This is a genomic window from Candidatus Hydrogenedentota bacterium (assembly GCA_012730045.1).
Classification (GTDB): Bacteria; Hydrogenedentota; Hydrogenedentia; order Hydrogenedentales; family CAITNO01; genus JAAYBR01.
Genome location: JAAYBR010000114.1, coordinates 1 through 20,080, shown reverse-complemented (window position 1 = coordinate 20,080; position 20,080 = coordinate 1). Strand labels below are relative to the sequence as shown.

Below are 20,080 nucleotides of genomic sequence, written 5' to 3'. Positions count from 1 at the left end.
GCGGCGGACGGTGGCCGCAGCCCGCGCCCCGGGCCGGGCCGGGTGGACGATATGGACAGAATGGACGAAATGGACAGAATGGACGATATGGACAGGATGGACCCGGAGGACAGATCCGACGCAGGTGGCCTCATTCCTTGTCCATTCCGTCCATTTCGTCCATCTCGTCCATATCGTCCATTCTGTCCATTCCGTCCATCTCGTCCATTCCGTCCATCTCGTCCATGCGCGCCCCCGCGCGGACACCGAAACCGCCGCTCCCCCAACGATCCGGGCTATAATGCCCCATCATGAAATCGGAACCCCCGCTTGGGTGTTTCCGCAACGGACCTTCGGAAGGATGACGGATGGCGGACAGTGATTTCCGGGAGATGCTGAGCGCGGCGCGGCTGTATGAGGCCGCGCAGCGCTTTTACAGCGCCGTGCCCCGCCGCTTCTTCGCGTCGGGCCGCGCCTTTCCCGCGTGGCATTACTTCTTCGAGATGACCCGGCGGTGCAACCTGCGCTGCCGCATGTGCCAGTACCTGGACTTCCTGGAGAACACCCCCGCCGGCGCGCAGAAGGACGGCGAACTGACGACCGAGGAATGGCTCCGGGTCATCAGCCAGTGCCACCGCTTCTGCCTCGTCACCTTCACGGGGGGCGAGCCCCTCCTCCGCAAGGACATCGGGGAGCTGCTGGAGAGCGCCTCGCGCCGGTGCCGGACCCATGTCATCACCAACGCCACCCTGCTCACGGAGGAGCGCGCCGCGCAGCTCGCCGCCCTCGCCCCGCGCCGGACGGGCGGCCTCGGCCTCAACTTCGTCGGCACCTCCATTGAGGCCCCCGGCGACCTACACGACGAGATCCGGTCCATGAAGGGCGCCTTTGAGCGCACCATGGCGGGCATGGCCGCCCTGCGCGCCGCGCGGACCGCCGCCCGCAGGGCCTGCCCGCGCATCCACGTCACCACGGTGCTCCAGCAGGCCAGCGTCCATGTCCTCCACGAGATGCCCCGCGTCGCCGCCGCCGCCGGCGCCGATGTCCTCAACCTCGTCACCGAAACCCGCATGCACGACCTTCCCGGCCTCGGCGAGGCCGACCCCGCGTCGTTCCGCCCCGGCGACCTCTCCTGGCCCCGCATTGACCCCAAACAGCTCGCCGAGGCCCTCGACCGCACCCGCGACGCCGCCCGCGACGCCGGGGTCGCCCTGCGCCTGCCGCGCATGCCCGTCTCCGAGCTCATCCGCTACTACGACACCGGCATCCGCCTCGCCGACTACACCTGCCGCAACGCGTGGAACACGATGTTCATCGGCCGCCAGGGCGCCGCCTACTCCTGCTGGATCAAGCGCGTCGGCAACGTCCGCGAGCAGACCCTCCAGGAACTCTGGAACAACCCCGAGATGCGCGCCTTCCGCCAAACCTGCCGCACCCGCCTCTTCGCCATGTGCCCCGGCTGCTGCTTCCTCGAGCACAAAACCATGCGCGACCCCGAGGGGGAGGGGGAGTAGAGGGGAGACATCGCGCCGTCAACGGCCGTCCCCGTGCAAGCAGGACCTCCCGCCGTAGCGCCGCCGTCCCGGCGGCCTTGCGGGATGCAACGAAGCCATCTCTCAACAAACTGTCTCCGCAGAACCTCGCGATGATACACATGCAAAGAAACGGCAGGAGGTGCGGAAGGCCATCCGCTACACAGCAGGGTATGGGCCCCAGTTTCTAGTTAGGCACATCGAGACGAATGTAATCACTGAAACGCTGCGAGATGTTATCCGCACCGTCGCGATAGGTGACGCGCACGGTGTAATACCCGGGTGCCGATGGAAGCTGATACGCCTTGGTGGCAGCCAAGGGTTCCCAGCCGCTCCATGTCGCACCGTCAATACTGAAGCGCATTCTCGAAGCGCCTGCGCCGCCCGGGTCTGCCCATGAGAGAGCCAGCGACACCCAGCGGTCCCGTGTTGAGGAATCGCCACCGTTGATGAGGATGGATCCCGTTGGGGGTGTGGTATCCAAACGGATGAAGTCCCTAAACGTGGCCGAGGTGTTGTTTGCGGCGTCACGGTATTGGACGCGTATGGTCTTATACCCGTCACCACCGGGAACCACGAAAGCCTGTGATGCCTTCAGGGGACTCCAAGGGGTCCACGTTGCCCCATTGTCACTGAAGCGCATCCGGGTCACCCCGGAACCACCCCCGTCGGACCATCCGAGTTTCAATGCGACAACCGGGTTATTTGTGGCGGACCGGTTGTTGTTAATGACTATGGAGCCCGTTGGGGGCGTGGTGTCCAGACGGATGAAATCGCTGAACGCAGCAGACCGGTTCCCCACCTTGTCGAGATACTGTACACGCACCGTCTTGTACCCGTCACCGGAGGGCAGGACATACGCGCGCGACTGAGAAAGAGGCTCCCAGGACGACCATGTGGCACCGTCATTGCTGAACCGCATGCGCGACACCCCAAACCCACCGCAGTTGGTCCACGCCAAGGATAAAGTGACCTCCGGCACATTGGTCGATGCGGCACCATGGTTTATATTCACGGAGCCAGTTGGTGGTGTGAACGGGTCGGGCACATATTCGTACGCACCCATGTCATAACCACTTCCAATAGGACGATGTACTCCCGAAATATCCCAAAAAAATTCCGGCAACAAAGCAGCAGCGTCAATACAAGGGGAGGAGCACCCTAAGCGATAATCGCTGTCAGGATGCTCAAATAGGGGGTCATTTGATATATTCCCAAAGCCGCCAATATCAGGCAAGTCTTCTACACATGAATAATTTACATAATCCACTAGTCCTTCGCTCCATAATTGAGAACCTTCGCCAGTTGCGGTATTCCCCCACAGTATACAATTCATAATCGTTGGAAAAGAGTCACTATCACTCCACACGCCACCGCCAATGCCAGAGGAACCCTCAGCCACATTCTTAGATAACGTACAGTTTACAATTAATGGAAATGAGTTGGTACATGATACGCCGCCACCATAGCTTGCCCTGTTCCCAACAAAAACACAATTAGCAATTGTTGCGTCCGACAGTCCCACGCCTGCGATCCCACCACCAACTGTTGCGACATTTTCCACAAACACGCAATTATAGATTTTTGGCGCAGCACCAAGATTGAGCATTCCACCGCCGAAGCCAGGCAAGGTAGACGCAGAAGCGTATCCCCTTGTTACAACAAACCCATCGAGAGTACATCCAGTTGCACCAATTACACAACGATCCAGATGCTGCCCATCTAGCACAGTTCTATTTTGTGTCCAGTTTCGTATATCGCGAGACTGCTCATCTCCAGAAAATCCGCCGTAGATGTGCACGCCTTCTTTCATTCTGACTACCGGCGCACCATTAGACGTGTACGTCCCGCTTCTAACCCATATTTCCGAGTCACTATGCGCGCGGGCAGCATCAATCCCCTCTTGTATAGTAGCATACGCGGTATTCCATGAGCGACCGTTATGTAAGGTTGCCACACATTCCGAATCAACATACACGACGCCATCTAATGAATCAGAGACAACTAGGCGAACGCTGGAGAATGGTGCCACTGAACTGCCGGCTTCAGGATACTGGCGAATAACACACCCACTCGGTACATCATCGGAATACTCATAGCTTATAGACCCCACTCGTAGTCCGCAGAATAAGATTAGCGAGCGTGCCTCACCCTCCATCTGCGCAGAAAGATCAGGAACTACAACAGCGTTATAGTACTCATAAGCACCCATATCGCATTGTGCTCCTTGCGGCCGCACGGTGCCCAGATAATCATATTGTGAGTAGGCTGTGCATATGCCAAGATCAATGCACGGCGATGTTGTCTGTAAACGTAGGTCTGTGCTTGATACAAACCGGGGATTTGTCGAAATGCTTTCATAGCCGCTAGTGACGCCATCAACGCAAGAATACCGTACGCTTCCGCTTTCCAATTCATCAACATCTTTAAATGTAGTCGAAGCATACCATCGAGTATCATTCCACAGAATACAACTTTCGATGATGCCCGCACCATAAACCCCTCCCGCGTCAACCACTCCTCTTGGCAACGCGGCCGGCTGTGTGCTCTGTCCAGCGATGACCTTGTTTTCAGTAGTGGTACAATGAAATAGATCTATGCTCTCCGCAGAAAACAGTGCGCCACCCAGACCATCGCCACCAACGTCTCCATATTCTGCGCCGCTTCCTGCATTACCACCGGATGCCGTGTTATAGGAGAAGATACTATTGGACACGGTCCCAGTAAAGTATCCGGCTGCGCCTAGACCGTCACCCCCTGGACCACCACGGCCGATATATGCGCCAACACCTGCACCTCCTCTTCCACCGAGAGCGGTGTTATCATTAAATATAGATCGTTCAACTACTGCATTGTTAGCATATAAACCCCCTCCACCTGCGCTCCCTCCCCAGCCGCCGTACTGGAAGCCGTTCCCTCCTTTTCCCCCTGTGGCTGAATTCCCAATAAACGAGCACTGGGAAATTAGAGGATATCCGCCACCAACACCGCCACCGTAAGCTGACCCACCATCGCCAGCCGCCCCAGATGCTGACTCCTTACCGTCTGCACCTGTTACGGAATTAGAAATAAACTGACAATTAGTAATCACGGGGTAACTATTGATGAGTCCAATCCCGCCACCTATTGCATTTGGTCCATCTTGCAGACTTCCTAGAATTGCGATTGCATGATTGTTTGAGAATGAGCAGTTTCTAATGATTGGAGAAGAATTGTCATTCAACATACCTCCGCCTGTCGCCAACGAGCCGACTATACTTACATGCCCGCGCGTAACTGAAAAACCGTCAAGAACTGAATTATCTGCCCCGACAATACATCTCCGCTGCCCTTCGCCATCAATAATAGTATCGTTAGCTTCGTAATCGCGGTCACTTAATGCAGACTCATTACCGATGAATCCCCCATACATCCCCACACCTTCCCTCATCGTTATCACTTGCGCGCCAGATGATACATAGACTCCCGCTGCCACCCACAGTGACGATCCATATTTAGCAGAGTCTATTCCATCCTGCAACACGCTAAATGCAGTCTCCCATGACAATCCGTCAGGAGACGCGCAATTCGAAGATGAATTTACATACACAATGCTGCCTTCTGGGTCATCTGGTGCGCCCCATAGAAGAACGGTATCATCGCTTGATCCGGTGAGGATCTTTTCCCCATCGTAGGAATATGACACCCCGTATATACTCTCGCTGTGCTTCACATAACGGCGAATCTCTCCTGCCGTGTCTGCGTTCCACACACGCGCCGTACCATCCGAAGATGCTGTAACAACTTGCTTTCCATTTGGAGAATATGCTGATACATAAATGTACCCTGTGTGTCCTCTCAATATACTTAGGGTATCGCCAGTTAATAGGTCGAAGATTCGCGCAGTCTTATCGCGAGATGTGGTTAATAGTTTCTGTCCGTCCGGTGAGAAGGATACGCTGTATAAAATGCCGACATGTCCATACAGGCTTTTCTCAAGAACCCCTGTATGAACATTGTATATCTTTGCTGTATTATCAAGCTGGGCTGTGGCTAAATGGGCACCATCTGGTGAGAAGGAAACGGAGGCTCGGGCATTTGCCACACTCATGCTGTCGGTTAATGTGCGTATGGCCTGACCTGTCGCCACGTCCCACAGTTTCACGATGTTATCGATGGATGCCGTGGCCACGAGGGTGTTGTCTGGGGAGAACCGCGCACAAATGACCGCTGCTGAGTGGCCCGCAAATGTTCTAACGAGGGTGCCCGAAGCGACGTCCCAAATCTTGGCGGTCCCATCTTGCGAGGCGCTCAACACCTGCGTGTCATCCAAGGAAAATTCGACAAACTCCACCCGATTCTGGTGTCCCAAGAAGGTGCGTTTGTGGGCACCGGTGCTGGCGTCCCACAATTGGACTGAAAAAACTGCCGCTGGAACATCAGCAGACCCAGTGACGATCGTGGTTCCGTCGTGTGAGAAGCCCACCGCACCCGGATCAGTCATGCTCAGCGTCAGTATGGGGTCCGTTACCGTATCCGCAGTTCCGTGCGCTTGAAACAGAAGGACTGCTGTGAACAATGCGAGTCGGAAGAGCGGCCCTGTGGTTCCACGAGCCGCTCTTGCATCCCCTTGGCCGGAATCCCAAAACCTCATCATCTCTTGTCTCCTCTGGTGGCTAACCGATCTAGTGCAGGTACCATACCACTTCCTGGTGCGTGGCGCAAGTCCTCCCTGGATACAGGCTTCCAATGACCGGAGAGCGATCGGTGGTCTCAGGCCCGTCTTTACGTGCGCATCACCGGTATCATTTCTACTCCGTGGTGACGGGCTCGTCTTCGGCGTTGCCGCCGAGGGCGGCGTGGAGGGTGTGCCAGGCTAGGGTGGCGCATTTTACGCGGACGGGGTATTCGCGGACGCCGGAGAAGACGCGGAGCTTGCCGAGGGCGGCCTCGTCGAGGGGGGTGTCGGGGGCGGACTTGAGCATGTGGTGGAAGAGGGTGAAGAGGGCGTCGGCCTCGGCGCGGGATTTTCCCTTGACGACGGTGGTCATGAGGGAGGCGGAGGCTTTGGCGATGGCGCAGCCCTGGCCGTCGAAGCTGGCGGCGGCGATGGTGTCGCCGTCGAACTTGAGGTAGAGCTTGATGGTGTCGCCGCAGAGGGGGTTGTAGCCGTCCACCACGGTGTCGGCGTCCGGCATGGGCCCGAAGTTGCGGGGGTTCTTGTTGTGGTCGAGGATGACCTGCTCGTACATGGCGCGGGGGTCGCTCATCAGCAGAAAAGCTCCCTCACCTTGAGGAGGGCGGCGGCCAGGCGGTCCACCTCCTCCGGGGTGTTGTAGAGGCCGAAGGAGGCGCGCGCCGTGGCGGGGACGCCGAAGCGCTGCATGACGGGCTGGGCGCAGTGGTGCCCGGCGCGGACGGCGACGCCCTCGCCGTCGAGGATCTGGCCGATGTCGTGGGGGTGGGCGCAGTCCATGATGAACGAGATGACGCCGGCCTTCTCGCGGGCGTTGCCGATGATCCGCAGTCCGGGCACATCGCGCAGGGCGCGGGTGGCGCGGTCGAGGAGGACGGCCTCGTGGGCCGCGATGTTCCCCATGCCCAGGCCGGTGAGGAAGTCCACCGCCGCGCCGAGGCCGATGACCTCGGCGATGGGCGGGGTGCCCGCCTCGAACTTGCCGGGGATGCGGCCGTAGACCGTTTTCTCGAAGGTGACGGAGAGGATCATGTCGCCGCCGCCCTGCCAGGGGGGCATGCGGTCGAGGGCTTCGGCGCGGCCGTAGAGCACGCCGACGCCGGTGGGTCCGTACATCTTGTGCCCGGCGCAGACGAAGAAGTCGGCGCCGAGGGCCTGCATGTCTATGGGCATGTGGGGGGCGCTCTGCGCGCCGTCCACCAGCACGCGCGCACCCTGCTCGCGGGCCTTGCGGCAGATTTCGGGGATCGGGTTCACGGTGCCGAGGGCGTTGGACACGTGCGTGACGGCGACGATCTTGGTCTTCTCGTTGAGCAGCCGGTCGAACTCATCCATGAGAAGCTCGCCGTCGTCGTTGATGGGGATCACGCGCAGGACCGCGCCGGTCGTCTCGCGGAGCATCTGCCACGGAACGATGTTGGAGTGGTGCTCCATGTGGGAGACGAGAATCTCGTCGCCCGGCCGGAGCGTCGCGCGGCCGAAGCTGTTGGCGACGAGGTTGATGGCCTCCGTCGCGCCGCGGGTGAAGATGGTCTCGCAGCCCACGAGCGCGCCGAGGAAGACGTTGATCTTGTGGCGGGCCTCCTCGTAGAGGTCCGTGGCGCGCTGGCTCAGGTGGTGGACGCCGCGGTGGACGTTCGCGTTGTCCTCGCGGTAGAAGCGCGACATGGCGTCAATGACGCTCTCCGGCTTCTGCGTGGTCGCCGCGTTGTCGAAATAGGCCAGCGGCTTCCCCCGCACCTGCCGGGACAGGATGGGGAATGCCGCGCGGACGCGCCCCATGTCGTCAAAGGGCGACGCGGGGGCGGGGGAATGCGGGTCTGTGACGGTCACGGCCATGTTACCTCTTGGCCGGCGCGGGGCTGAACAGGTCCAACACCAGCCGGTCCGCGCGCTTGCGGACCGCGTGGTTGGGGATGTTTCCGATCATGTCGCCGGCGAACCCATAGGTTAGCATGGCGCGGGCCGTCTTCTCATCCAGGCCGCGGCTGCGGAAGTAGAAGACCACCTCGTCCGGGTGCCCGCCCACGGTGGCCCCGTGGGTGCATTTCACATCGTCCGCGTAGATTTCGAGCTGCGGCTTGGTGTCCACGCGCGCGTCCGGCGACAGCAGCAGGTTCTTGTTGAGCTGCATGGAGTCCGTCTGCTGGGCGTGGGGCGGCACATGCACCTTCCCCACAAACACCGCCCGGCTCGCGCCGTCCAGGATGCCCCGGTAGGCGATGCGGCTCGCGCAGTGGGGCGCGTCGTGCAGGATGTGCAGGTCGTGGTTCGTGAAGTCCGTCCCCCGGCCCAGGTAGAGGCCGTTCAGGTGGACCTCCGCGCCCTCGCCCGCGAGGCGCACCCGGGTCTGCCCGCGCACCCACGCGCCCGAAAGCGCCACGGTGTGCGAGTAAAGGCGGCTGTCGCGGCCGAGCACCGCCGCCGCCAGGCCGACACGCCGTCCTTCGGCCCCCTCCTCAATCACCTCCTGGCGGACCAGTTCCGCGCCCTGCCCGAGGAAAATCTCCTCCACCACGTTGTTGAACCGGGCGGGCGCGCCGTCCAGCGCGACATGCTCGATGGCGACGTTCGCGCGGGCGTTGTCCCCCAGCACCACCAGCACGCGGGGATGCGCGGCCTGGTTGGGGGCGGTGCGCGCCGAGACGAAAAGGAAATGCACGGGCGCGGCGAGTTCCACGCCGTTGGGGACATACAGGAAGGCGCCGTCCCCGGCGAAGGCCGTGTTCAGGGCGCTGAAGACGTCCGGCGTGCCCGCCGCGCCGCCGATGCGGCCCGCGATCTCGCCGGTCCACGCGCCCGCGGCGGCCTCGCGGAGACTGCCCGCAAAGCAGCCCTCCGGCAGCGCCCCGGCGCGGCCCAGTCCGGGCGCGTGCACGCCGTCCACGAACACCGCCCACGTCGCGTCGTCATCGGGTGTCCAGGGGGCGATGTCCCCCTCCGCAAGCGCGGCCCGGGCATCCCCATGCACCGGGGTGGTGAAAGGCGTCTCCACCACCGGGGCGACGTTCACCTGCCGCCAGGCCTCCAGCTTGGTGTGGGGAAACGGGGTCTCCATGAAGGCGGCCGCGCCGCCGTCGCGCAGGGCGCGCAGCCACGCCGGCGCGGACGTGTTGTCCAGCCGGTCCATGTCGCGCAGGTAGGGGGCCTTGCCCGCCGCCGCCTGTTTTTCCTTCACTTCCGCCACGGGAGTCTTCCTTGTCACGCCTGCGCGTGTTCGGCCTTCACCCAGTCATACCCCTTCTCCTCCAGCTCCAGCGCCAGCTCGCGCCCGCCGGACTTGATGATCCTCCCCTTGTAGAGGACATGCACGAAGTCCGGGGTGATGTAGTCCAGCAGGCGCTGGTAGTGCGTCACGAGGACGAACGCGCGGTGCGGCGAGCGGAGCCGGTTCACGCCCTCCGCGACGATGCGCAGGGCGTCAATGTCCAGCCCCGAGTCCGTCTCGTCGAGGATGGCCAGACGCGGCTCCAGCACCGCGAGCTGGAGGATCTCGTTGCGCTTCTTCTCGCCGCCGGAATAGCCGGAGTTGACGAAGCGGTCCGCGAACGCGGGGGGGATCTGCACCTGCGCCATCTTCTCCTCCAGCAGTTCCGCGACGTCCATGGCGTCCAGCTCTTCCAGCCCGCGGCTCTTGCGGGTCTCATTGAGCGCCGCCTGGAGGAAGGAGCGGTTGGTCACGCCGGGAATCTCCACGGGATACTGGAACGCGAGGAAGACGCCCGCGCGGGCGCGCTCCTCGGCGGGCAGGTCCAGGAGGTCCTGGCCGAGGTAGGAGACCCGGCTCTTCTCCAGGTCCACGTCGTAGGCCTCGTGGCCCGCGAGGACCTGGGCCAGGGTGCTCTTGCCGGAGCCGTTCGGCCCCATGATGGCGTGCACCTCGCCCTCGTTCACTTGCAGGGTGATCCCCTTGAGGATTTCGATCCCCGCCACCGAGGCGTGCAGGTTTTGGATGTCCAGCAGCATTATCCGACGCTCCCTTCAAGGCTGACGCTGAGCAGGCGGGACGCCTCCACGGCGAATTCCATCGGCAGGTGGTCGAAGACCTCCTTGCAGAACCCGTTCACGACCATCGAGATGGCGTCCTCCGTCCCGATGCCGCGGGACTGGCAGTAGAAGAGCTGGTCCTCGCTGATCTTCGAGGTGGACGCCTCGTGCTCCACCGACGCGGACGGGTGGCGCACGTCCAGGTGCGGGAAGGTGTGCGCGCCGCAGGCGTTCCCGATGAGCAGGCTGTCGCACTGGGTGTAGTTTCGGCTGTTCTCCGCCTTGGGCATCACGCTGACCAGCCCCCGGTAGGAGCTGTCGCTGTGTCCGGCGGAGATGGTCTTGGAGATGACCGTGCTGCGGGTGTTCTTCCCGAGGTGGATCATTTTTGTGCCCGTGTCGGCCTGCTGGCGGCCCCTGGTCAGGGCCACGGAGTAGAACTCGCCCACGGAGTTGTCGCCCATCAGCAGGCAGCTCGGGTATTTCCAGGTGATGGCCGACCCGGTCTCCACCTGGGTCCACGAGATGTGCGCGTTCTCGCCCGCGCACTTCCCGCGCTTGGTCACGAAGTTGTAGATGCCGCCCTTGCCCTCCTCGTCGCCGGCGTACCAGTTCTGCACGGTGGCGTAGCGGATGGTGGCGTTCTTGTGCGCCACCAGCTCCACCACGGCGGCGTGGAGCTGGTTCTCGTCGCGCATGGGGGCGGTGCAGCCCTCCAGATAGCGCACCTCGGCCCCCTCGTCCGCGATGATCAGCGTCCGCTCGAACTGCCCCGTGTCGGAGGCGTTGATGCGGAAGTAGGTGGACAGGTCCATGGGGCACTTCACCCCCGGCGGGATGTATACGAAGGACCCGTCGCTGAAAACGGCGCTGTTGAGGGCAGCGTAGAAGTTGTCGCCCGCGGGCACCACGGAGCCTAGGTACTTCTTCACCAGCTCGGGGTGGTCGCGCACGGCCTCGGAGATGGGGCAGAAAAGGATGTCCCGCTTCGCCAGGATGTCGCGGTGCGTGGTGGCGACGGAGACGCTGTCAAACACGGCGTCCACGGCCACATTCGCCAGCCGCTTCTGCTCGTCCAGGGGGATGCCCAGCTTCTCGAAGGTCTCCAGGAGCTTCGGGTCCACCTCGTCGAGGCTCTGCGCCTGGGGCTTCTGCTTGGGCGCCGAGTAGTAGCTGATTTCCTGGAAGCTCGGGGTCTCGTAAACCACCTTGGCCCAGGTCGGATCGCTCATGCCCAGCCATGCGCGGTAGGACTTCAGCCGCCATTCCAGCATCCATTCCGGCTCGCGCTTGCGCGCGGAGATGGCGCGGATAATATCCTCGTTCAGCCCCTTCGGCAGCGTGTCCGCCTCGATGTCGGTGGACCAGCCGTACTTGTACTCCCCGGAGGCGAGGTCGGCGACTTCCTGGTTGCTCCGCTCCACGCGGGACCCGCCGTAGGCTGCGGTCTCCAGGGTGTCTTTTGGGTCGCTCATGGTGAATCTCCGCCGGTCGCCGGATGGGACGCCCCCGGAAGGGCCGGGGGATGCTTCGCTACGCCCTTCTGCAACAGCGAGTTACGGGCTCCGTATTCCCCGGGAGGCCCCGCGCGTGAACCGGAAGGCCCGGTTCTGCTAGAGTTTTCCCGGGTTTTCGGGGTTTCGCCCCCCCGCCGGAGGGAACGGCCCGCCCGGACCGCGTATTGTGTCACGCGGCGGGGGCGCCGGGCAAGCCTTGGACGGGTTTCAGGCGGCAACACGTAGGGAGTTCCTGTCATGTCCGATGCGGCAAACGATTCGCTGGTCACCGTGTGCAACCCCCGGAACGGGGAGGCGCTCTACACGTTCCCCGAGCCCACGCCGGAGGAGGTGGACCAGGTCTACGCGCGCGCCCGCGCCGTTTACCCGAAGATCGCCGCCATGAGCGTGGCGCAGCGGGTGGCGGAACTCGGCAAGCTGAAGGCCTACCTGCTGGCGAACCGGCGCGAGATCGCCCGGAAAATCTCGCTGGAGACGGGCAAGAGCCTCTTTGACGCTCTGGCGATGGAGGTCTTCCCCGCGGTGGACCTCATCACCTACTATGAGAAGCACGCGGTGCGCATGCTGAAGGACCAGCGCGCCCCCACGCCGGTCCTGCTCTTCGGCAAGAAGTCCAAGGTGGTCTACGAGCCCCTCGGCCCCGTGCTCATCATCTCCCCGTGGAACTACCCCTTCAACCTGTCCTTCCTCCCCATCACCTGCGCCTTCACGGCGGGGAACGCGGTCATCCTCAAGCCCTCCAAGGAGACGCCCCTCAAGGGCCTGCTGGAGGAGATCATCGAGGGCAGCGGGTTCATGAAGGACGCCGTCCAGGTGGTCTACGCCACCCGCAAGACGGCCAACCTGCTCATTGACGCGAAGCCCGCGAAGATATTCTTCACCGGCAGCGTCGGCGCGGGGAAGAAGGTGATGGCCCGCGCGGCGGACCTGCTGATCCCGCTGGAGCTGGAGCTGGGCGGCAAGGACCCCATGATCGTCTTCGACGATGTGAACCTGGAGCGGACGGTCAACGGCGCCCTCTGGGGCGGCATGGCCAACTGCGGCCAGACCTGCACCTCCGTTGAGCGCATCTTCGTGCAGGACACGATCTACGAGCCCTTCCTCAAGCTGCTCAAGGAGAAGGCCGAGCGCATCGTCACCCTCGACAATCCCAAGGCACGGGAGAACGAGGAAGAGCTGACGATGGGCTGCATGACCGCCGAGTTCCAGATCCAGGAGATCGAGCGGCAGCTCGAGGATTCGGTCAAGATGGGCGCGGTCATCGTCACCGGCGGCAAACGCGCCCCCGGGTCGCATGTCCTGCCCCCCACCATCGTCAGCAACGTCACCAACGACATGCCCATCCAGTGGAACGAGACCTTCGGCCCCGTGGTCACCGTCACCCCCTTCAAGACGGAGGACGAGGTGATCCGCATGGCCAACGACTCGCCCTACGGGCTGGCGTCCAGCGTGTGGTCGCGCGACCTGGTCCGCGCCGAGCGCGTCGCCCGCGCCCTGGTCACTGGCAACGTGTCCATCAACAACGTCATGGCCACCCTGGCCAGCCCCGCGCTGCCCTTCGGCGGCATCAAGGAAAGCGGCTTCGGCCGCTACAAGGGGCACTTCGGCCTCCACTCCTTCTCCAACGTCAAGTCCATCCTCATAGACCGGCAGAGCCCCCGCCTGGAGTCCTACTGGTTCCCCTACTCCCCGGCCAAGTTCGCCCTGCTCATGGAGGTCTTCGAGTCCGCCTTCAAACCCGGCATCGGCGGCCTCCTCGGCATCGCCTGGACCGGCCTCAAGATGGAAATCCACTCCTGGAAAAACCGGCTGTAATCCCCCGGGCCAATCACTGACCGGCGCGATTCCTGACCGGTGGTTGCCGGACAGAGACCGATGACCTCATGTCCGCGCCAAGGCGCGGGTTGATGCACTGGAAGGTCACCGATCAGGGCGCAGCAAGCGGCTCCCCTACGGGAGTGAACGGGCGTCTTCGCGTGTGCCTTGGTCATGCGCGCGTGGGGCGCGGCAAGCGGCGCCCCACGGGAGTGAACGGGCGTCTTCGCGTGTGCCTTGGCCATGCGCGCGTAGGGCGCGTCAAGCGGCGCCCCTACGGGTGGTGATCCTGATCTCTTCGCGTATGCCCACGGCGCGCGCATGTAGGGGCGCCGCTTGCCGCGCCCTCTTCCCCGCGCCCTCTTTCCCGCGCTTGCAGACCGTGTTTCACCCCAACCGTCTATTTCCCGATGCAGAAGGAGGAGAAGATGCGGTCGAGAAGGTCTTCGGGGGTGGTTTCGCCGGTGATTTCGCCGAGGGCCTGGAGGGCGGCGCGGAGGTCGGCGGCGAGGCATTCGGGGGCGCCTTCGGGGGCGTGAAGGGCGCGCTCGACGTTTTCGAGGGTGCGGCGGAGGCTGTCTTCCTGGTGGAGGCGGGTGAGCTGGGGGCCGCCCTCGCGGGGGGCGGCGCCGCCGAGGAGGGCGGCGGCAAGGGCCTCCTCGAGTTCGCGGAGGCCCGCGCCGGTCTTGGCGGAGACGGCGAGGGGCGGGGCCAGGTCCCCGTGCCCCTCCGCCGGGGCGGGGGCGAGGTCGGTCTTGTTCGCCGCCAGAATCACGGGGACGGTGCCGGCGGTCTCGTCGGCGAGGAGGCGGTCCTCCAAGGTCCATCCGTCGGCGGCGTCGAGGACGAGCACAATCACCTGGGCGGAGCGGAGGGCGCGCCGGGCGAGGTCCACCCCCTGGCGTTCGATGTCGTTGTCGGCGTCGCGGATGCCGGCGGTGTCCGCGAGGCGGACGGGCACGCCGCCGAACTGGGCCTGCTCGCCGAGGACGTCGCGGGTGGTGCCGGGGGTGGGGGAGACGATGGCGCGGGCGTCGCGCAGGAGGGCGTTGAAGAGGCTGGACTTGCCGACATTGGGCCGTCCGATGACGGCGACCTCGGCGCCCTCGCGGTAGAGGCGTCCGGCGCGGGCGGTGCCGAGGAGCCGCCGCATGTCCTCCGCGGCCCCGCGGAGCCGGTCGAAAAACGCGGCGTCCACCAGTTCCGGCAGATCCTCGTCGGGGAAATCCACGGCGGCGTCGGCGCGGGCGAGGGCGTCGGCCAGGGTCTCGCGCAGGCGGCGCATCTCGGCGGAGAGTTCGCCGGAGGCGGCCGCGTTGGCGGCGCGGAGGGCGGCGTCGGTGCGGGCGCGGATGCGGTCAATGACGGCCTCGGCCTGCACGAGGTCGAGGCGGCCGTTAAGGAAGGCGCGCTGGGTGAACTCGCCGGGCCGGGCGAGGCGGCAGCCGCGCCGCAGGGCCTCTTCTAGGATGGCGCGCAGGGGCGCGGGGCCGCCGTGGGCGTTGATCTCGACGACGTCCTCGCGGGTATAGCTGCGGGGCGCGCGCATGACGTGGAGCAGCACCTCGTCCAGGACGCGGCCCGCCGCGTCGTGGATGTGGCCGTGAAACACGCGCTGGCGCGGGTGGGTGAGGGGGCTCCGTCCATGCGGGGAGACAAAAAGGGCCGAGGCGGTCCGCACCGCGCCCGGCCCGCTCAGCCGCACAATCCCCACGCTGCCCTCGCCGGGGGGCGTGGAGATCGCGGCGATGGTGTCGTTGGTCCCGGAGGACATGGGGTCAGTCCCCCAGGGTTCCCGGATCCTGCTCCTGAGGGCGTCGTTCGCCGGAGCGCTGTCCGCCTCCGCCGCCCCTGCGGCGGCGCGAACCGCCGTTTCCGGAGCGGTTGCCGCCGCCGCCGCCGCGCTGATCGCGGGCGGGCCGGGGCACCGCGCCGCCGGCGGGGGTGATGCTGACGACGCGGTAGAGGCTGTCCCCGTGGCTGGCCGTGGTGACGCCGTCGTCGCCGCGGAGGGTCATGTGGATGATGCGGCGCTCCTGGGGGCTGAGGGGCTTGAGGCGGACGATGCGGCCGCTTTCCTTGGCCCGCGAGGCCATGGTGCGGGCGAGGTCCTCCAGCGACTGGCGGCGCCGGTCCACATAGCCCTCAATGTCCACCACGAGGCGCTCGGTGTTCTCCGCCGTGTCGCCCTTGGTGAGCATCCGGTTGACGAGGTACTGGAGGGCGTTCAGGGTGTGGCCCTTGCGCCCGATCAGCATGGGGGTGTGCTCCGACTTGACGTCGAGGCGGGGCGTGCCGTCGTCGGAGCGCACAAAGGCGACCTCGCCCGGCAGGCCCATCTTGTCCAGCATCGCGCGCAGCAGCTCCGCCGCCTCCGCGCCCTGCTCGTCCGTGATGGGGTCCACGGGCTCCTCGGCCTGCGCCGGGGGAAGGGGGGCGCGGTCCTCGGCCGCCGTGTCCGGCGCGTCCGCGCCGCCGTCGGCCAGGGCCTGCTCGAACATCTCGGCGCGGCGCAGCGCGTCAAGCGCCTCGTCGTGCACGCTGGTGTGCTTCGTCGCCACGTCCTCCGACGGGGCGTTCTCCCGCGCGGGGGCTGCGGGAGCCTCCGCCCGGCGCTGCTGCTGGGGGCGGGCATTGCCGCCGCCCTGCTGGCCGCCGCCCTGCTGGCCGCCGCCGCGGTTGTCGCGTCCCCGGCCGCGGTTGGCGTCATTGCCGCCGCGGCTCTGTTCATTGCCGCCGCGTCCGCGGGACTGGCCGTCGCGGGACTGGCCGTCGCGGGACTGCTGGCCGCCGCCCTGGCGTCCGTCGCGGCGCTCCTGACCCTGCCCGCCCTGTCCACGCGGCGGCTGCTCGCCGCCGCGGTTGTCCCGGTCGCGGCCCCGGCCGCCTCTTCGTCCGCGGTCACGGTCGCGGTCGCCGCCGCGGTCGCCGCCGGACTCGGCGCGGGCGGGGGTGTCGTGCAGGTGCTGGCAGGTCAGCCGGACATGGGCGTCCCGGGCGCCGAAGCCGAAGAGGCCCCGGCTCCCCTCGTCCAGGATTTCGATCTTGTCCACTTCGTAGAGTTCGACGCCCAACTGTCTGAGGGCGCCCTGAATGGCTTCCTCGCGGGTTTTTCCGCGCGCTTCCACCGATTTCATAGGTTGTCACATCTCCATGCGCGCCCTTTGGGGGCGCGGGGAACGCGGACCGCCGGCCTAGGGCTTGTCCTTCCGGTTCCGGGAGCGCTTGTCTTCCTTTTCACGCCTGATTTCCTTGGCCATTTCGCGTTTCTTGGCCTGGGCGGCGTCGTAGAAGTGGCGCGCCTTTCTGGGGGTCCGCTTTTTTACGGGTTCAACGGAAACATTCGCGCCCTGAATCACAAAATTCTGGGCGATGCCCAGCAGCGTGCTCACGAGGATGTACAGGTTCAGCCCGGAGGCCAGGTTGTACATGAACACGGAGAAGATGAACGGCATGAGGTTCATCATCAGTTTCTGCTGGGGGTTTTGAACCGGCCCCGAGGGGGGCATGATCTTCTGGCTGGCGTACATGGCCACGGCGCTCAGAATGGGCAGCAGGTTCAGGCTGTCCACCGAAATGAACGGGATCGTGAACGGGAACGTGAACAGGCGGTCGGCCTCGGACAGGTCGGCGATCCAGAGGAACGGGGCGCTCCGCAGCTCAAAGGCGCTCCACAGCATGCGGTAGAGCGCGAAAAACACGGGCATCTGGAGGAACAGGGGCAGGCAGCCGCCCAGGGGGTTGACCCCGCGCTCCTTGTAGAGCTCCATGCTCCGCTTCTGGAACTCCTGCTGGTCCTCGCCGCACTCCGCCTTGAGGCGCTCCAGCTCCGGGGCGAGCTTCTGCATCCTCTTCATGCTGAGCATGCTCTTGTACGTGAGCGGGAACACCGCGATCCGCACGAGCAGGGTCAGCAGGATGATGGCGATGCCGTAGTTCGCCCAGACATGGTCGTGGCACCAGTTGAGGACCACGAGCAGGGCCTTGGCGAACTTGTCCATCAGGGTCACGCTGGTGAAGAAGCGCTGCACCGACGGCAGGGTCGGCCACCCCGCCGCCATGTCGCGCACCGCCGTGGACCCGATGTACACCTTGTAGGCCCAGGCGGCCTCCGCGCCGGGGGCCAGCTCCTCGCGCGGCGCGCCGACGCCCACGAGAAAATCCCCGGCCCGCCCCTCAATCCAGCCCTGGCCGCCCGCGAACTCCGGCTTGAGCCCCACGCAGAAGTAGGCGCTCCAGACGGCCACCCACTCGGGCGACATGATCCGCTCGACCGGATCCGCCGCGTCCAGTTTCGTGGTCGCCTTGTAGGTGTTGCCGTCCCCCACGCGCCACACGAAATGCTGGGACGCGCCCTTGGTCAGGTCACCCGAGGCCACATCCGGCCCCCAGAGAAGGGCCAGGGCGGGCTCGCGCGTGTCCAGACCGAGCAGCTGCGGCTCCGCCCCGAGGTTCGCAAACCCCACCCGCGTGTCCAGCGTGTGCCCCTCCGCACCGAGGCGGAAGGTCTTGGTCACCCGCGCCCGGCCGGGGGCCTCCAGCGTGAAGACCGCCTCCAGGCCGTCCGGCGAGACCGCCGCGTCCCATCGGCGGTCGTTGGCCGCGTCCCCCCAGAACTGCCCGCCAAACCGCAGTCCGAGAGGGTACTCGGCGGCGGTGTCGGGCGTGTCCGGCTTGGGCTGGGGCACCAGCTGGCGGGAGTCCTCCCCCTCTTTCCCCAGGATGACCGTGGCCCGCTTCAGCCGCGCGCCCACGCGGGTGAAGACAAGCTCCAACTGGTCGTTCTTGAGCGTCACCTCGTCGGCTGCGGGGTCCGCCGGCATGTCGGCGGCGGGGGGCAGCCACGACAGGGGGGAGGCGGGGTCCACCGCCGGGGCGTCGGCGGTTTCGGGGGTCTGCGCCGGATCTTCCGGCGCGGCCGGCATCTCGGCGGTGACAGGCGTCTGCGGGGCGGGCTTCTTCGGCGGGGCCGGCATGAAAAACTGCGTCCACACCAGCACCAGCGCGACCATCAGCACAATGGCCAGCAGCTGGTTCCGCTGCATCTTCCTGTCTTGCTCATCGTCGAACAATCGCTGTCTCCCTAAAATCCGCCCGTCTTCGTCCGGGCCCGCGGCGCGGGCACCGGGTCGTGTCCCCCCTTGCAGAAGGGCTGGCACCGCAGCAGCCGCCACGCGGCGTAGGCGGTGCCCCGGAACACCCCGTGGATCTGGAGGGCCTCCACCGCATACTGGGAACACGACGGGTAGAACCGGCAGTGGTTGCCCAGAAGGGGCGAAAGCGTCCGCTGGTAGATCCGGATGCAGGCCACCAGGAGCCTAGCCATCCAGCGCGCCCCCGCGGCGCAGCAGGCCTTCCAGTTCCCCAAAGAAGGCCCCGGAAGCCAGCTCGGCGCTTCCCGGACGCGCCACCACCACGACATGCGTCCCTGCGGCCATCCCCGCGCGCCGCCGCCGGAAGAGGTCCCGGATGCGGCGTTTGACCCGGTTGCGGGCCACCGCGTTGCCCACCTTGCGCGACACCGCCAGCCCCAGCCGGGGCTCCGGTGCGGGATCCGCCGCAAGATAGCAGATGAAGTGCGCGCCCACGCTTTTCCGGCCCTTCTTGAACACAAAATCGTATTCTTTGGGGCGCGTGATGCGCGCCGACCGGGGAAATCCCTCCCCGGACACCGCAGGGTCGGGGGGGCGCACCCCTAGACCGTCAGGCGGTACCGCCCCTTGCGACGACGCGCCGAAATGACGCGCCGCCCGCCCGGGGTGGCCATCCGGGCGCGGAACCCATGCGTCCGCTTGCGTTTAAGATTTGAAGGCTGAAACGTCCTTTTCACAACGAGTTCCTCATGTCATCCTGGGGGGAGTGACCCCGGCGGCCGCTGAAAACGCACACACTCCCACACCGTTCCTGATACTGCGCTTACGGAAAAATCCCGGGCATGCTCGCCGGGCATCCGTCCAAAAAGAGAGAAGCACCCTCCGCCGGGTCGGGCGATTGGACGGTGTAGTGTACCGTTTACCGCCGCCCAAGTCAAATAAATGGCGTCCGGGGGACAACGCTCCCCGGTCGGACCGGTCCGACAGGTCTGACCTGTCCGACGGTCCACCCCTTCCTTTTCCGCGTGTTGTCTTGGGCGGGGAAAGTGGGTATCCTTATGGCACGCCGGGGCGCGGGCCTTGGCAACCGCGGAGAAGAGCCATGACGGAACAGCACGGAACGGGCCGGTTGCGGGCGGGGGATCCCCGGCTGGTGGTGCGTTGGGCGCGGCGCTATGCCCAAAGCCGCACGATCTCCTTCCTGGTGCAGTGGGCGGTGATTGTGGTGATGGTGCTGGTGATCGGGCTGGCGGCCAACCTGACCAGCATGGCCCACCGGCAGGACAACATGGGCCTTTTCTACCTCTCCATCGCGCTGATGTGCCTGGTCATGCTGGCGCTGGCGTGGTTCTCCCTGTCCCGGTGGGGGGGCGAGTTCATCTGGAACGTGACCCAGTGGCTTTACGGCGGCGAGGGCTACGCCTCCTTTGACCCCGGGGCGGGGCGCGGCCTGCCGCGCTGGCTCACGGCGGCGGGCGGCGG

Annotated in this window: 15 protein-coding genes; 3 read left to right on the top strand and 12 right to left on the bottom strand. The window is 65.1% G+C overall.

The window, feature by feature from the left end; translation table 11 throughout:
• The first annotated feature begins 347 nt into the window (after positions 1–347).
• The gene (locus GXY15_12940) at positions 348–1,493 is read left to right on the top strand and encodes a radical SAM protein (GenBank protein NLV42115.1); all 1,146 of its coding nucleotides are present in this window, start codon (positions 348–350) and stop codon (positions 1,491–1,493) included.
• Between the two features lie 205 nt (positions 1,494–1,698).
• On the opposite strand, the gene GXY15_12935 is transcribed toward GXY15_12940, so the two are convergent.
• The 6 genes from GXY15_12935 to sufB form a co-directional block, all read right to left on the bottom strand.
• Positions 1,699–5,844, bottom strand: a complete 4,146-nt coding sequence (locus GXY15_12935; GenBank protein NLV42114.1) for a PASTA domain-containing protein — start codon at positions 5,842–5,844, stop codon at positions 1,699–1,701.
• A 457-nt stretch (positions 5,845–6,301) separates the two neighbouring features.
• Positions 6,302–6,763 (bottom strand): SUF system NifU family Fe-S cluster assembly protein, encoded by a 462-nt coding sequence (locus tag GXY15_12930; GenBank protein NLV42113.1) that lies wholly within the window; start codon positions 6,761–6,763, stop codon positions 6,302–6,304.
• Positions 6,760–8,025: a cysteine desulfurase gene (locus GXY15_12925; protein ID NLV42112.1), complete on the bottom strand. Its 1,266-nt coding sequence runs from the start codon at positions 8,023–8,025 to the stop codon at positions 6,760–6,762. Before GXY15_12925 ends, GXY15_12930 begins: the two co-directional genes overlap by 4 nt.
• A gap of 1 nt (position 8,026) precedes the next feature.
• Positions 8,027–9,373 carry a Fe-S cluster assembly protein SufD gene (gene sufD / locus GXY15_12920; GenBank protein NLV42111.1) on the bottom strand — a complete coding sequence of 449 codons (1,347 nt, stop codon included), beginning with the start codon at positions 9,371–9,373 and terminating at the stop codon, positions 8,027–8,029.
• Between the two features lie 14 nt (positions 9,374–9,387).
• Positions 9,388–10,149, bottom strand: a complete 762-nt coding sequence (sufC, locus tag GXY15_12915; GenBank protein ID NLV42110.1) for a Fe-S cluster assembly ATPase SufC — start codon at positions 10,147–10,149, stop codon at positions 9,388–9,390.
• A 2-nt stretch (positions 10,150–10,151) separates the two neighbouring features.
• Positions 10,152–11,648: a Fe-S cluster assembly protein SufB gene (sufB, locus tag GXY15_12910; GenBank protein NLV42109.1), complete on the bottom strand. Its 1,497-nt coding sequence runs from the start codon at positions 11,646–11,648 to the stop codon at positions 10,152–10,154.
• Positions 11,649–11,927: 279 nt separating this feature from the next.
• On the opposite strand from sufB, the gene GXY15_12905 reads away from it, so the two are divergent.
• Positions 11,928–13,505, top strand: coding sequence for an aldehyde dehydrogenase family protein (locus tag GXY15_12905; GenBank protein NLV42108.1), 1,578 nt, complete (start codon positions 11,928–11,930; stop codon positions 13,503–13,505).
• A gap of 400 nt (positions 13,506–13,905) precedes the next feature.
• Here the strand turns inward: GXY15_12905 and mnmE are convergent, their stop codons facing one another.
• From mnmE to rpmH, 6 genes are read right to left on the bottom strand one after another with little or no spacing between them, the layout of a single operon-like run.
• Positions 13,906–15,279: a tRNA uridine-5-carboxymethylaminomethyl(34) synthesis GTPase MnmE gene (gene mnmE / locus GXY15_12900; protein NLV42107.1), complete on the bottom strand. Its 1,374-nt coding sequence runs from the start codon at positions 15,277–15,279 to the stop codon at positions 13,906–13,908.
• Positions 15,280–15,283: 4 nt separating this feature from the next.
• Complete coding sequence (locus GXY15_12895; protein ID NLV42106.1) at positions 15,284–16,642, bottom strand: KH domain-containing protein; 1,359 nt, start codon at positions 16,640–16,642, stop codon at positions 15,284–15,286.
• Positions 16,643–16,699: 57 nt separating this feature from the next.
• Positions 16,700–18,550, bottom strand: a complete 1,851-nt coding sequence (gene yidC, locus GXY15_12890; protein ID NLV42105.1) for a membrane protein insertase YidC — start codon at positions 18,548–18,550, stop codon at positions 16,700–16,702.
• A gap of 38 nt (positions 18,551–18,588) precedes the next feature.
• Positions 18,589–18,927: a membrane protein insertion efficiency factor YidD gene (gene yidD / locus GXY15_12885; protein ID NLV42104.1), complete on the bottom strand. Its 339-nt coding sequence runs from the start codon at positions 18,925–18,927 to the stop codon at positions 18,589–18,591.
• A complete protein-coding gene (rnpA, locus tag GXY15_12880) occupies positions 18,824–19,177 on the bottom strand; it encodes a ribonuclease P protein component (protein NLV42103.1) in 354 nt (117 codons plus the stop codon). The genes yidD and rnpA overlap by 104 nt, the downstream gene beginning before the upstream one ends.
• 23 nt (positions 19,178–19,200) lie before the next feature.
• Entirely contained in the window at positions 19,201–19,335 is a 135-nt protein-coding gene (rpmH, locus tag GXY15_12875; protein NLV42102.1) for a 50S ribosomal protein L34, read from the bottom strand.
• Between the two features lie 365 nt (positions 19,336–19,700).
• On the opposite strand from rpmH, the gene GXY15_12870 reads away from it, so the two are divergent.
• A partial coding sequence (locus GXY15_12870; GenBank protein ID NLV42101.1) for a hypothetical protein occupies positions 19,701–20,080 on the top strand: 380 nt, incomplete at its 3' end.